Source organism: Serpentinimonas maccroryi (assembly GCF_000828915.1).
GTDB lineage: Bacteria > Pseudomonadota > Gammaproteobacteria > Burkholderiales > Burkholderiaceae_C > Serpentinimonas > Serpentinimonas maccroryi.
The window spans coordinates 187341-201307 of the sequence record NZ_AP014569.1; the positions used below are offsets into that span (position 1 = coordinate 187341).

Here is a 13967-nt window from a genome sequence, read left to right on the forward strand (position 1 = left end):
AGTGCGCAAGGGCGGCTTGTGCGCGCGATGGCTTGTCCGCCGCAAAGCGCCGCACCGGCCGCTGGGCAGTCACCAAGTTGGCACAGTTGCTGCTATAAACTGTGCACAGATTTCTGGCCCCCCTTTTTTCAACGCAACCGGAGTATCCCAAATGAGCAAAAGCGTCGCCGACGTGATGAGCATGGTGCAAGAAAACGAAGTCAAGTTCGTTGACTTTCGCTTCACCGACACCCGTGGCAAAGAGCAGCACGTCACCGTGCCGATTTCGCACTTCGACGAAGACAAGTTCAGCTCGGGCCACGCCTTCGACGGCTCGTCGATCGCTGGCTGGAAGGGCATCGAGGCCTCGGACATGCTGCTGATGCCGGACCCGAACACGGCCCAGATCGACCCGTTTTTTGAAGAAACCACGGTCTTCATCCAGTGCGATGTGGTCGAGCCCAGCGACGGCAAGGCCTACGACCGCGACCCGCGCTCGATCGCCCGCCGCGCCGAATCCTACCTTAAGGCCTCGGGCTTGGGCGACACCGCCTACTTCGGCCCTGAGCCCGAGTTTTTCCTGTTCGACAACGTGCGCTGGAGCACCGAGCCCGGCCGCAGCTTCTACGAAATCGAAGAATACGAAGCGCCTTGGAACACCGGCACCAAGCTCGAAGGCGGCAACCGCGGCCACCGCCCGCGCACCAAGGGCGGCTACTTTCCGGTGCCACCAGTCGATAGCACGCACGACATGCGCGCCGAGATGGTGCTGATCCTCGAGAGCCTGGGCATCCCGGTCGAGGTCTTTCACCACGAAGTGGCCGGTGCTGGCCAGTGCGAGATCGGCACCAAGTTCAGCACCTTGGTCGAGCGCGCCGACTGGACGCAAAACCTGAAATACGTGGTCTGGAACGTGGCCAACAGCTACGGCAAAACGGCGACCTTCATGCCCAAGCCCTACCACGGCGACAACGGCAGCGGCATGCACGTGCACCAGTCGGTCTGGAAAGACGGCAAAAACCTGTTTGCCGGCGACGGCTACGCCGGCCTGAGCGATTTTGCGCTCTACTACATCGGCGGCATCATCAAGCACGCGCGCGCCCTCAACGCCATCACCAACCCCGGCACCAACAGCTACAAGCGCCTGGTGCCGCACTTCGAGGCCCCGGTGAAGCTGGCGTACTCGGCCAAAAACCGCTCGGCCTCGATCCGCATCCCCTACGTGGCCAACCCCAAAGGGCGCCGTGTGGAAGCGCGCTTCCCCGATCCGCTGATGAACCCCTACCTCGGTTTTGCCGCGCTGCTGATGGCCGGGCTCGACGGCGTCGAGAACAAAATCCACCCCGGCGAAGCCGCGACCAAAGACCTCTACCACCTGCCGCCCGAAGAGGACAAGCTGGTGCCCACGGTCTGCCACAGCCTCGATCAAGCGCTGGACTACCTGGACAAAGACCGCGCCTTCCTGACCAAAGGCGGTGTGTTCAGCGACGCCATGCTCGACGCCTACATCGAGCTCAAAATGGGCGAAGTCACGCGCGCCCGGGTCGAAGTCACGCCGACCGAGTTCGATCTGTACTTCAGCAACTAAAGGCGGGGCGCGCCGCCTGCTGCTATCATGGCCGGATGATGAGCAAGGCCTTGAAAACAGTGGGTGCGCGCAGGCTGCGGCTGCTGGCTGGGGCGGCTGCTGCGGCCGCCGCTGCCATTCTGGTGGCGCCCCCGGCGCTGGCGCAGGGGCAGATCTGGCGCTGCGGCAACGAGTACACCAACCAGCCCGGCGAGCGGCCGGAAGCCCGCGGCTGCCGCTTGCTTCAAGGTGGCAACCTGAGCATCGTCGAGGGCCGCCGTCCGGCAGCGAATCAGGCGGCGGGTGCGGCTGCCAGCAGCCCCGTTGCCTCCAATTCCGCTCCGCGCGCTCCAGCCAGCACCGAGCCGCGCCCCCCGAGCCAGCGCGTGGATCGCTCCGAGCAACAAGCTCGGGACCGCGATGCGCGCCTGATCTTGGAAACCGAACTGCGCCGTGCGCAAGAGCGCGTGCGTGAACTGCAAGCCGAATTCAACCAAGGTCGACCGCAGCCGCTGCCCAGCGAGCGCGGCGACGAAGCCCGGCTGGCGCAGCGCACCGAGGAGCTGCGGCGCCGGCTCGAGCGCGCCCAAGGCGACGTGACGGCGATCGAGCGCGAAATCGGCCGCTTGCCGTCGGTGCAAACGACCGCTGCTGCTGCTCAGGGTGGCGCTGCGGCGGGCCCCTCGGCCAGCGTGGTCGGTACTGGAACTGCGGCGCGGGCGGTGGCTGGGCCAGCGGCTGGGCAGTTTATTCCTCTGCCCGCAGCGCCCTCTGCGTCTGGCCCTGCCCGTTAGGTCCGGCGCATGAAGGCCACCACGCGGCCACGTACTGTGCCCGCCGTCGCCGGCGGGCCCCATTACCAAGCCCTGGATCGGCTCGCCACCCTGGTGGCGGTGGTCGATGCCGGCGGCGCCATCCGCTACGCCAACAACGCGCTCGAAGACGCGGTGGGTCTGTCGCGGCGCACGCTGGCAGGCTTGCCCCTGGCCGACTGGTTTACCGAGCCAAACCTGCTGCAAAATGCCGTTTCAGGCGCCAACAGCCACGAATACGCCGTCATCCGCTACGACGCGTGGCTGGTGCGGCTCAACAACGAGCCGCTGCCGGTGCATGTGGTGCTGGCCAAAACCGAGCACGGGGGCGAGTTGGTGGTGGAGCTGCTGCCGCTGGAGCAGCAAACGCGCCAAGAGCGCGAGCAGCGCCTGCTCGAGCAGGCGCACGCCAACAAAGAGCTGATTCGCAACCTCGCGCACGAGATCAAAAACCCCCTGGGGGGCATCCGCGGCGCGGCGCAGTTGCTGCAGCTCGAACCCGATGCGCGCGAATTGGCCGAATACGCCCAAGTCATCATCCACGAAGCCGACCGGCTGCAGGCCTTGGTCGATCGCTTGCTGGCGCCGCACCGGCGTGCCCGGGTGGTGGACGATGTCAACATCCACGAGGTCTGCGAACGCGTGCGCGCGCTGGTGCTGGCCGAGTTTCCGCGCGCCTTGCGCGTGCAGCGCGATTACGATCCTTCGATCCCCGAGTTTCGCGGCGACCGCGAACAGCTCATCCAGGCCGTGCTCAACCTGGCGCAAAACGCCGCCCAAGCGCTGCGCGCACGCATCGCCGCCGGCGACGCCGAGATCGTGCTGCGCAGCCGGGTGCTGCGCCAGGTCACGTTTGGGCGCCAGCGCTACCGCCTGGCATTGGAATTGCATGTGATCGACAACGGGCCCGGCGTGCCCGAAGCGATCAAAGACCGCATCTTCTACCCCCTGGTGTCGGGGCGCGAAGGCGGTTGCGGCTTGGGGCTGACGTTGGCGCAGACCATCGTGCAGCAACACCACGGTTTGATCGAGTGCGACAGCGCGCCGGGCCGGACCGATTTCAAGCTGCTCATCCCCCTGCCTTGAGCGCGTGCCGGCTGCCGGTTCAGGCCGCAACCGAGGCCGCAACCGGGCTGGCTGCAGGGGGGCACCCAAACGACGAAAGGAACGCAGGCATGAAACCCATCTGGATCGTCGATGACGACCAATCGATCCGCTTCGTGCTCGAAAAAGCGCTGCAGCGCGAGGGCCTGCCCACGCGCAGCTTCAGCCAGCCGCGCGAGGTGATGGAGGCGCTGGTGGCGGGCGACGACGCCGGCCCGCAGGTACTGGTGAGCGACATCCGCATGCCGGGCGGCTGCGGGCTGGAGCTGTTGCAACAGGTCAAGCAGCACCTGCCGGGTCTGCCGGTGATCATCATGACCGCCTATTCCGACCTCGACAGCGCCGTGGCCTCGTTCCAGGGCGGGGCCTTCGAATACCTGCCCAAGCCCTTTGACCTGACGGCGGCGGTCGAGCTGATCCGGCGCGCCATGCAAGAGAGCCAGCGCGAGCAGGTGGCCGATGAGGGCGCGGCCGGCGCGCCCGAGATGCTGGGCCAAGCCAGCGCGATGCAAGACGTGTTTCGCGCCATCGGGCGCCTGAGCCAAAGCCTAGTCACGGTGATGATCACGGGCGAATCGGGCACCGGCAAAGAGCTGGTGGCGCGGGCGCTGCACAAGCACTCGGCGCGCGCGCGCGGGCCGTTCGTGGCCATCAACACCGCCGCCATCCCCAAAGACCTGCTCGAGAGCGAGCTCTTTGGCCACGAACGCGGTGCCTTCACCGGCGCCCAGACCATGCGCCGCGGCCGCTTCGAGCAGGCCGAGGGCGGCACCTTGTTCCTCGACGAAATCGGCGACATGCCTTTTGAGCTGCAAACGCGGCTGCTGCGCGTGCTCTCCGACGGGCAGTTCTACCGCGTCGGCGGCCACAGCGCCGTCAAGTCGCAGGTGCGGGTGATCGCCGCCACGCACCAAAACCTCGAGCAGCGGGTGCGCGAAGGCGCCTTTCGCGAAGACTTGCTGCACCGCCTCAACGTCATCCGCCTGCGCCTGCCGCCGCTGCGCGAACGGCGCGAAGACGTGCCGCTGCTGACGCGTTTTTTCTTGCAGCAAAGCGCCAAGCAGCTCGGGGTCGATCCCAAGCGCATCAGCACCCCAGCGCTGAACGCCTTGGCCGCCTTTGATTTTCCGGGCAATGTGCGCCAGTTGGAGAACATCTGCCATTGGCTCACCGTCATGGCGCCGGCCCAAGTGGTGGAGCGCAAAGACTTGCCGCCCGAGGTGCTGCAGGCCTTGGCGGCTTCTGGAGCGGGTGCTTCGGCTGCGGCTTCGGCTGCAGTGGGAGCGGGGGCTGGCGCGGCTGGGGTAGGGGATGGGGTTGGTGCGGCCGGTGCGGCGGATGGGGCGGGCTCAGCAGGTGGGGTGGGTGCAGCGCTCGCCGCCAGCGGCACGGGCTGGGTCGGCGCGCCACAGGACAGCGCATCGCCGGGAAGTGCGCCGCCGGGAAGCGCATCCCAGAGCAGCGCACCATCGGCCTGCGCCGACGGCGCGGCGTGGGAGGTGGGCCTCTATGCCCAGGCGCAAGCCCTGCTGGCGGCCGGCCACGACGGGGTGTGGGACGAGCTGCTGCACCGTTTCGAGGCGCGTTTGCTCGAGGCCGCGCTGGCGCACACCCAAGGCCGGCGCATCGAAGCGGCGCAGCAGCTGGGCATCGGGCGCAACACCCTGACGCGCAAGCTGCACGAGCTCGGTCTGGGCTAGCAGGGAGCCAGCCCCCCGGATCAAAGCCCTTGCAACTGCACCCACAGCGGCGCGTGGTCGCTGGGTTGTGGGTTTTTGCGCGGGCTGCGGTCGATCTGGCAGGCCGTGGCCAGCGGGCGCAGCGCATCGCTGAGCAAAATGTGGTCGATGCGCAGGCCGCGGTTTTTTTGAAAGCCGAGCTGGCGGTAGTCCCACCACGTATAGCTCTTGGGCGGCTGCGCAAACAGGCGGTGCGCGTCGTGCAAGCCCAGCGCCAGCAAGGCCTGCAACTGCGCGCGCTCCACGCTGCTGCAGTGGATGCTTTCGCGCAGGCCCTCCGGGTCCCAGACGTCGGCGTCGTCAAAGGTGATGTTGAAGTCGCCCAGCAGCAGCAGCCGTGGGTGGCGCCGCATTTCGTCGGCCAGCCAAGCGCGCAGCGCCTCGAGCCAGCGCAGCTTGTAGGCAAACTTGTCGCTGCCCAGCGCCTGCCCGTTGGGAAAATAGGCGCCGACCACGCGCAGCGCGGGCGCGCTGGCGCCCCCTTCGCTGCCTTGCGTGTCATCGGCGCCAAGGGTGGCGGCGATCAGCCGCGCTTGCTCATCCTCAAAGCCGGGGAGGTTGCGCTGCACCGCGTTGAAAGGCGAGCGCGCCAGCAAGGCCACGCCGTTGTAGGTTTTTTGGCCGTGCCAGACGGCGTGGTAGCCGGCCTGCTCGAAAGCGGCGGCGGGAAACTTGTCGTCGCTGAGCTTGAGCTCTTGCAGCGCCAGCACCTCCACCGGCGCACCGGCGCTGGCCTGCGCCGCCAGCCAGTCCAGCACCTGCGGCAAGCGCACGGTGAGCGAGTTCACGTTCCAGGTGGCGATTTTCATGGTCGAGGCAAGTATAGGGCCCCGGCAGATAGCGCTGTGTGCGGCTCCTAATCGCGCGTCCAGACAGGGTGCGCTCTGGCCACAGCGCACGCCCCAAACGCCTGCAGCCAAGCCGCGATCGGCCACAATGGAGCGTGTCCCTGCACCAGACGCCCATGAAACCCCCCGCCACCCTGCCCGATTTTCGCAACCTTGGGGTGTGGCTGCGCATCTTGCTGCTGGCGCAGGCGCTGCGGTTGGCTTTTGTGGTGCTGGGTGGGCCCGGCGGCCAGCCGTGGCTGGAGCAGCTGCTGCAGCAGTCGGTGCGTTTTGATCCGCCCTTGTTGGCGACCGTGTTGCTGCTCTATCTGCTGCAGCCGCTGCTGGCACGAACCAGCTACCGGCGCGGGCTGGTGCTGGTGCTGTTGCTGGCGGCGAGCGTGGCGGCGCTGTGGCACGTGGCGGTGGAGCAGGGGCTGGGGCTGGCGCTGGCCGGGTCGGCGGCGCACAGCGCCAGCGTGGCCGCGCTGCTGACCGGGGCGCTGTTGTTTTATTTCGATTGGCGCCAGCAGCGCCTGTCGCCGGCGCTGGCCGAGGCGCGGCTGGCGGCGTTGCAGGCGCGCATTCGGCCGCATTTTTTGTTCAACAGCCTCAACAGCGTGCTGGCGCTGCTGCGCCGCCAGCCGCAGCAGGCCGAGGCGGTGCTGCACGATCTGGCCGATTTGTACCGCGCGCTGCTGTCGGATGCGCGCACCCTGGTGCCGCTGGGGCAGGAGCTGGCGCTGGCGCGCGCCTACATCGAGATCGAAACCCTGCGCTTGGGCGCGCAGCGTTTGCGCATGCAGTGGCGCACCGAGCACGCGCCGCTGCAGGCGCTGGTGCCGCCGCTGCTGCTGCAGCCCTTGCTCGAAAACGCGGTGCGCTACGGCGTCGAGCCCGCGCCCGAGGGCGCCGAGGTGTCGTTGGAGGTGTACCTAGACGGCAGCGAGCTGCGCCTGTTCGTGCGCAACACGCTGGCGCCGGGGCCGTTGGCGGCGGCAGCGGCTGCCGCCGGGGGCAACCACATGGCGTTGGGCAATATCCGCGAACGGCTGCAGCTGCATTTCGATGCCGAGGCGCAGATCAGGCGCTACCACACCGACTGCGAGCACGTGGTGCTGGTGCGGTTGCCGCTGCGCAAGGGCGCGGCTGAATCAGCGGCTGAATGAGTTGCTGCAAGGGCGTAAAACCGACGGCAGGCGGGTTCAATGCGCCAGCACAGCCTCGGTCAAACACAGCTCACCGCGCAGCGAATGCGCCCGCGCCTCGGTGATGCGCACGTCCAGCAGCTGCCCGATCAGGCGCGTGCCTTGGGTGCCGGCGTCGAAGTTGACGCTGCGGTTGCACGCGGTGCGGCCGGTGAGCTCGTGCGCGTGTTTGCGCGATGGGCCTTCGACCAAAATGCGCTGCACGCTGCCCACCAGGCGCTCGGCGATGGCCTGCGCTTGCTGCTCGAGCAGGGCTTGGAGTGTGTGCAGGCGCTGCAGCTTGAGCGCCGGCGGCGTGTCGTCGGGCAGATTGGCTGCCGGGGTGCCGGGGCGCGGGCTGAAGACAAAGCTGAAGCTGGAATCGAAACCCACATCGCGCACCAGCTTGAGCAGCTGCTCGAAATCGGCCTCGGTCTCGCCGGGGAAGCCGACGATGAAGTCGCTCGACAGCGCCAAGTCGGGCCGCACGGCGCGCAGTTTGCGCACCGTGCTTTTGTACTCGAGCGCGCTGTAGCCGCGCTTCATGGCCGCCAGCATGCGGTCGCTGCCGTGCTGCACCGGCAGGTGCAGGTGGCTCACCAGCTTGGGCAGGCGCGCGTAGGCTTCGATCAGGCGCGGCGTGAACTCTTTGGGGTGGCTGGTGGTGTAGCGGATGCGCTCGATGCCGGGGATTTCGTGCACGCACTCGAGCAGCAGCGCAAAATCGGCAAAGTCGGCCACATCGGCGCTGGGCGCCATGGCGCCTTGGTAGGCGTTGACGTTTTGCCCCAGCAGCGTGACTTCTTTCACGCCCTGCTCGGCCAAGGTGGCGACTTCGAGCAGCACCTCGTCGAGCGGGCGGCTGAACTCCTCGCCGCGGGTGTAGGGCACCACGCAGTAGCTGCAGTACTTGCTGCAGCCCTCCATGACGCTGACAAAGGCGCTGACGCCTTCGACCCGCGCCGGCGGCAGGTGGTCGAATTTTTCGATCTCGGGAAAGCTGATGTCCACTTGCGGCCGCTGCTGCGCCGCCCGCGCCTGCAGCAGCTCGGGCAGGCGGTGCAGGGTCTGCGGGCCAAACACCACATCCACATAGGGCGCGCGGCGGATGATTTCCTCGCCTTCTTGGCTGGCGACACAGCCGCCGACACCGATGAGCACGCCCTTTTGCTTCAGGTGGCGCACCCGGCCCAGGTCGGAAAACACCTTTTCTTGCGCCTTTTCGCGCACCGAGCAGGTGTTGAAAAGAATCAGGTCGGCCTGTTCCACGTCGCTGGTGGGCTCGTAGCCTTCGGCGGCGGCGAGCACGGCGCCCATTTTGTCCGAGTCGTACTCGTTCATCTGGCAGCCGAAGGTTTTGATATAGACTTTTTTGCTCATGGCGGGCAGCGGTTCGTGGTGTAGATCCAGAGGCTGTCGGGGGGCAGCAGGGTCGCGGATTTTAGCCCGGGCTGGCGGCTTCCTGCGCGGCGCGCTCCATGGCTGCGGCCACGCCTTGCATGAAGCCCAGCAAGGCGGGCGGAGCGTGGGTGTGTTGCTGCAGCAGCAGGGCCAGCTGCCAGGCGTCGCGCGCCTGCCCGATGCGGGTTTGCCACAGGGTGGCATCCTTGACCCACTGCTGGCTCTGGCGCAGTCGCTTGGCCGGAAGGGTGCTGGCCATGGCCTCGCTGCCGTAGCGCAACCGTTTGGCCAGCAGGCGCGCTTCGTGCAGGGTGGCCACGTCGAGCAACTGGGCCTTTTCGCCTTGCAGCAGGCGGTGCAGGCGGCGGTTCCAGCTTGCGAGCCTTGCGCCGATAGCGCGTTTTTCGATCGCCATGGGTTGCTGCCCCGCCTGCCACAAATAGCGCGTCAGCGCCAGCAGCGCTTGGCCGGTGGCGGGCTCGAGCAGGGTCTGGCGCAAGCGCGTGCGCTGGGCGCTGCGCGCCGCTTGCAGCTCGGCCAAGGCTTGTGCGCAGGCGTTGGTGGTGGCGTCATCGGGCGGGGGCGACAAGGCTGCCTCGCCGCCGGCTGCGCCGGCCTGCGCACAGGCCCAGGCACCGCTCCAAGCGGGCAGGGTTTCGCTGCAGCCCACGTCGAGGTTGCGCTGTGCGCCCAAGGCATCGAGCAAAGGGCGCAGCTCGGTGAAATCGGGGCCGGGCCCCACCCACGGGCGCAGCAGGCGCAGCAGGCTGCGCCAGCGCCGCCAGCCCACCCGCGCCTGGTGCACCCATTCGGGCGCATCGCTGTGCAGCAGGCCCTCGAGGTTGCGCAGAAATTGATCCTGCGCCTCGCCCAGCACGCGCAAGGCCAGCGCCGGCAGGGCCTCGCCGCGCTGGCGCTCTAGGCGGCGCGCGCGCACCGGCTGCAGCAGTTGCCCGTTGGCCAGCAGACCGGCGCGCTCGGCCTTGCTCAGGTTGCAGGGCAGGCAGGGCAGGCGCCGGGCCAGTTCGTCGGCCAGATCGAACAAGACCGTGGGCGCGCCGGCCAAGAGTTCGAGCTCGAGCTCGAGCAGCGGCTGCGTCTGCCCGTCGGCGAGCACTTCGCCGGCGTCGAGCGAGACTTCGAGCAGCGTGCCGTCGCGGCGCGCCACCAGCCAAGTGGTGCGCAGGCAGCGGGTTTCGAAGCAGGGTTGCAGGCGCTCGAACAGCGCGCCATCGGGGTCGAGCGCGTCCCAAGCGGTGCCGCGCAGCCCGGCGCGCTCGGGCTGGTCGGTTGCCACCAGGCACTCCCACTCGCCGCGCTGGCTTAAACCCGCGCTGGATGAGCCCGCCGTCTTGAGGGTTTGCACCCACACCGAAGCGCCCGTGATGGTGTCGCCCTCGGAGCCCGTGCCGGCGTGCACGTCGCGGCGCTGGCGCACGCGCAAGGCGCAGCGCTGCTGCTGCAGCAAGCGCTCGGGGGTGTCGAAGTAGCGGTTCACCAGCTGCTGCTGACGCAGCTTGCGCCGCGCCAAGCTGGGTGCGCGGCGCAGCAACTGCAGGGCCGCCGCGGCCGTCAGGCCCGGCACCAGCAGCTTGAGTTCGATTTCTTGCGGATTGCTCATGTCGGGTCTGTGGTGCTTGGGGGCCGAAGGTTCCTCTGCCTGTTCATTATGGGCCGGCGGGTGGTCTTTTGGCAAGCTCAAAGCAGCGGCCAAGCACGGGCTAGGCAACGGCCAAAGGGATGCGCTTGCGGCACAATGCGCAGCATGGATGCGACCCCACCACCCCAACCGACCCCAACTCAGCCCACCCTAACCCCAGCCGAGCGCGCCGCCGTGCTGGCCGAGCTGTTGCCCAGTTTGCGCGCGCAGCAGGGCCAGACGCTGGTCATCAAGTACGGCGGCAACGCCATGACCGAGCCCGCGCTGCAGCTCGCTTTTGCCCAAGACGTGGTGCTGCTGCAGCTGCTGGGCATGCGCCCGGTGGTGGTGCACGGGGGCGGCCCCCAAATTGAAAACCTGCTGCAGCGCCTAGGCAAGCAGGGCCGTTTCGTGCAGGGCATGCGCGTGACCGACGCCGAAACCATGCAGGTGGTCGAGTGGGTGCTGGCCGGCCAAGTGCAGCAAGAAATCGTCGGCCTGATCAACCAAGCCGGGGGCCGGGCGCTGGGGCTGACCGGGCGCGACGGCGGCCTGATCCGCGCCCAGGCGCTGCGCCTGCCCGACGCCACCGACCCCAGCCGCTGGCACGACATCGGGCAGGTGGGCGATATCGTGGCCGTCGATCCGGCTTTGCTGCACACCGTGCAGGCGCAGGGCTACATCCCGGTGGTGAGCCCGATCGGCTATGGCGCCGGCAACGAGCGCTTCAACATCAACGCCGACGTGGTGGCGGCGCGGCTGGCCACCAGCTTGCAGGCCGACAAGCTGCTCATGCTCACCAACATCCCCGGCGTGCTCGACCGCCAGGGTCAACTGCTGGCGCGCCTGAGTATGGCGCAGATCGAGGCCCTCATGGCCGACGGCACCATCAGCGGCGGCATGATCCCCAAGATCGCCGGCGCGCTCGAGGCCGCCCAGAGCGGCGTCAAGGCGGTGCACATCATCGACGGCCGGGTGCCGCACGCCATGCTGCTCGAGGCGCTGGGCCAGCACGCCTGCGGCACCACCATCTGCGTGGATTGAGCATGGGCCCCGCCACGGGCCAGCAAAGCCGAAAATTTAGGGAAAACCCTAGGCATATGGGGTGCGCTGCGCGCCTTGACAGGCTGCGGCTTGGGCATAAAATAGCACGATCGTTCGTATTTTTTGCCATGCCCTTGATGCCTCCCGTCCCTAAAGCCCAAAACGCAGTCGCCCAGCGCTCGCGCAGGGCGGCCGCTGTGGGCGCCCGTGCCGGGCGGGCGTTGCAAAAGGGCCAGCAAACGCGCGCCGCCATTCTGGATGCGGCGCTGGCGCTGGCGGCGCCGGTCGGGCTCGAGGGCTTGAGCATCGGGGCCATCGCCGAGGTGATGGGCATGAGCAAGTCGGGCGTGTTTGCCCATTTTGGCTCGCGCGAAGAATTGCAGATTGCGGTGGTGCGCGAATACCACCAGCGCTTTGAGCGCGACGTGTTCTACCCGGCGCTGCAGCAGCCGCGCGGGCTGCCGCGGCTGCGCGCCCTGTTCGATTTGTGGATGCACCAAACGGCGATCGAGATCGATGCGGGTTGCGTCTACATCAGCGGCGCGGTCGAGTTCGACGATCGCCCTGGCCCGGTGCGCGACGAGCTGGTGCAGACCGTCAAAACCTGGCAGGATGCCATCCGGCGGGCGGTCGAGCTGGCCATCGCCGAAGGACATCTGAAACCCAGCGCGCAGCCGCAGCAGATCGCTTTCGAGATCCATGGCCTGATCCTGGCGCTGCACTACGACGCCCGTTTTTTGCGCAATCCGCAAGGGTTGAGCCTGGCTCGGCAAGGCTTTGAGCACTTGCTCGAGCGCCACATCTGTTGACTCCCTTTCCACCGTCCTTTTCCATCAGGAGATCTGTCCCATGCCCGCTTACACCCCGCCGCTGCGCGACATGCAGTTCGTGTTGCACGAAGTGTTGCACGCCGTTGATGCGCTCAAGGCTTGCCCGGCGCACGCCGACGCCGATGTCGATACCCTCAATGCGGTGCTCGAAGAGGGCGGAAAATTTGCCGCCGAGGTGGCGTTTCCGCTCAACCTCAGCGGCGACCAAGAGGGTTGCACGCTGGACAAAACCACGCACGAGGTGCGCGCGCCCAGCGGTTTCAAGGCCGCCTACGAGCAGTACGTGGCCGGCGGTTGGCCAGCCCTGAGCTGCGACCCCGAATACGGTGGCCAAGGGCTGCCGTTCGTGGTCAACCAGTGCTTTTACGAAATGCTCAACAGCGCCAACCAGGCTTGGGCCATGTACCCGGGCCTGAGCCACGGCGCCTACGAGTGCCTGCACGCCCACGGCACCCCCGAGCAGAAAAAAACCTACTTGGCCAAGCTCGTGAGCGGCGAGTGGACCGGCACCATGTGCCTGACCGAACCGCATTGCGGCACCGACCTCGGGATGCTGCGCACCAAAGCCGAGCCGCTGCCCGATGGCACCTACCAGATCAGCGGGCAAAAGATATTCATCAGCGCCGGTGAGCACGACCTCACCGCCAACATCCTGCACTTGGTGCTGGCGCGCTTGCCCGGCGCTCCGGCGGGCAGCAAGGGCATCAGCCTGTTTCTGGTGCCCAAATACCACGTGCAGCCCGACGGCTCGCTGGGCGCGCGCAACCCGATCTACTGCGCCGGTCTGGAGCACAAAATGGGCATCCACGGCAACTCCACGGCGCAGCTGGTGCTCGACGGCGCCATCGGCACGCTGGTCGGGCAGCCCAACAAGGGTCTGCAAGCCATGTTCGTGATGATGAACGCCGCCCGCTTGGGCGTGGGCAACCAGTCGCTGGGCCTGACCGAGGTCGCGTACCAAAATGCGCTCGCCTACGCCAAAGACCGCATCCAGATGCGCTCGCTCTCGGGCGTCAAGGCCAAGGACAAACCGGCCGACCCGATCATCGTGCACCCAGACGTGCGCAAAATGCTGCTCACCGCCAAGGCCTACGCCGAAGGCGGGCGCGCGCTCATGAGCTACTGCGCGCTGTTGCTCGACCAAGAAATCAACCACCCCGACGAGAAAGTGCGCAAAGACAGCGCCGAGCTGCTGGCGCTGCTCACGCCGATCGCCAAAGCCTTCGTGTCCGACAACGGCTGGCAAGCCACGGTCATGTGCCAGCAGGTGTACGGTGGCCACGGCTACATCAAAGAGTGGGGCATGGAGCAATACGTGCGCGATGCCCGCATCAACATGATCTACGAAGGCACCAACACGGTGCAAAGCCTGGATCTGCTTGGGCGCAAAGTGCTGGGCAACAACGGCGCCTCGCTGAAAAAATTCGGCAAGCTGGTGGCGGCGCTGGTGGAGCAAGAAGGCACCAACGAGAAGATGGCCGAATTCATCAACCCGCTGGCCTACCTGGGCGAGCAGATGACCAAGTTCACGACCGAAATCGGCTTCAAGGGCATGCAAAACCCCGACGAAGTGGGCGCGGCGGCGGTGGACTACCTGCGCGTGGCCGGGCACTTGGTGTTTGCCTACTTCTTTGCCCGCATGGCCTCGGTGGCGCTGCGCCAGATCGCCACCGGCAGCACCGATCCGTTTTACACCGCCAAGCTGCAAACGGCGCGCTTCTACTTTGCCAAGCTGCTGCCCGAAACCGCTATGCTGATGCGCACCGCGCGCGCCGGCAGCGCCGCGTTGATGGACACCGAGGCCGCCTTGGCCTGATGACCTGCCCACCCCACCCCGG

11 protein-coding genes are annotated in these 13967 nt (G+C 67.4%); 8 read left to right on the forward strand and 3 right to left on the reverse strand.

The window, feature by feature from the left end; all coding sequences use genetic code 11:
* The first annotated feature begins 151 nt into the window (after positions 1-151).
* From glnA to ntrC, 4 genes are all read left to right on the forward strand, one after another.
* Positions 152-1567: a type I glutamate--ammonia ligase gene (gene glnA, locus SMCB_RS00875; protein WP_045534392.1), complete on the forward strand. Its 1416-nt coding sequence runs from the start codon at positions 152-154 to the stop codon at positions 1565-1567.
* A 35-nt stretch (positions 1568-1602) separates the two neighbouring features.
* Entirely contained in the window at positions 1603-2340 is a 738-nt protein-coding gene (locus SMCB_RS00880) for a hypothetical protein (protein WP_052468353.1), read from the forward strand.
* 9 nt (positions 2341-2349) lie between these two features.
* A complete protein-coding gene (gene glnL / locus SMCB_RS00885; RefSeq protein ID WP_045534394.1) occupies positions 2350-3444 on the forward strand; it encodes a nitrogen regulation protein NR(II) in 1095 nt (364 codons plus the stop codon).
* 89 nt (positions 3445-3533) lie between these two features.
* Positions 3534-5162 carry a nitrogen regulation protein NR(I) gene (gene ntrC, locus SMCB_RS00890; protein ID WP_045534396.1) on the forward strand — a complete coding sequence of 543 codons (1629 nt, stop codon included), beginning with the start codon at positions 3534-3536 and terminating at the stop codon, positions 5160-5162.
* Between the two features lie 20 nt (positions 5163-5182).
* On the opposite strand, the gene xth is transcribed toward ntrC, so the two are convergent.
* On the reverse strand, positions 5183-6010 hold the full coding sequence (xth, locus tag SMCB_RS00895) for an exodeoxyribonuclease III (RefSeq protein ID WP_045534398.1): 828 nt from the start codon (positions 6008-6010) through the stop codon (positions 5183-5185).
* 155 nt (positions 6011-6165) lie between these two features.
* Here xth and SMCB_RS00900 point away from each other — a divergent pair, with 155 nt between their 5' ends.
* Entirely contained in the window at positions 6166-7197 is a 1032-nt protein-coding gene (locus SMCB_RS00900; RefSeq protein WP_045534401.1) for a sensor histidine kinase, read from the forward strand.
* A gap of 36 nt (positions 7198-7233) precedes the next feature.
* Here SMCB_RS00900 and miaB read toward each other — a convergent pair whose 3' ends face one another.
* Entirely contained in the window at positions 7234-8595 is a 1362-nt protein-coding gene (miaB, locus tag SMCB_RS00905; RefSeq protein ID WP_045534402.1) for a tRNA (N6-isopentenyl adenosine(37)-C2)-methylthiotransferase MiaB, read from the reverse strand.
* A gap of 61 nt (positions 8596-8656) precedes the next feature.
* Entirely contained in the window at positions 8657-10237 is a 1581-nt protein-coding gene (locus SMCB_RS00910; protein WP_045534403.1) for a CYTH and CHAD domain-containing protein, read from the reverse strand.
* 144 nt (positions 10238-10381) lie between these two features.
* Here SMCB_RS00910 and argB point away from each other — a divergent pair, with 144 nt between their 5' ends.
* The 3 genes from argB to SMCB_RS00925 all read left to right on the forward strand — a co-directional run bounded on the left by argB (position 10382) and on the right by SMCB_RS00925 (position 13945).
* Positions 10382-11299 carry an acetylglutamate kinase gene (gene argB / locus SMCB_RS00915; protein WP_045537318.1) on the forward strand — a complete coding sequence of 306 codons (918 nt, stop codon included), beginning with the start codon at positions 10382-10384 and terminating at the stop codon, positions 11297-11299.
* 128 nt (positions 11300-11427) lie between these two features.
* A complete protein-coding gene (locus SMCB_RS00920) occupies positions 11428-12108 on the forward strand; it encodes a TetR/AcrR family transcriptional regulator (RefSeq protein ID WP_082027144.1) in 681 nt (226 codons plus the stop codon).
* A 40-nt stretch (positions 12109-12148) separates the two neighbouring features.
* Positions 12149-13945 carry an acyl-CoA dehydrogenase C-terminal domain-containing protein gene (locus tag SMCB_RS00925; protein WP_045534404.1) on the forward strand — a complete coding sequence of 599 codons (1797 nt, stop codon included), beginning with the start codon at positions 12149-12151 and terminating at the stop codon, positions 13943-13945.
* The last annotated feature ends 22 nt before the right edge of the window (positions 13946-13967 follow it).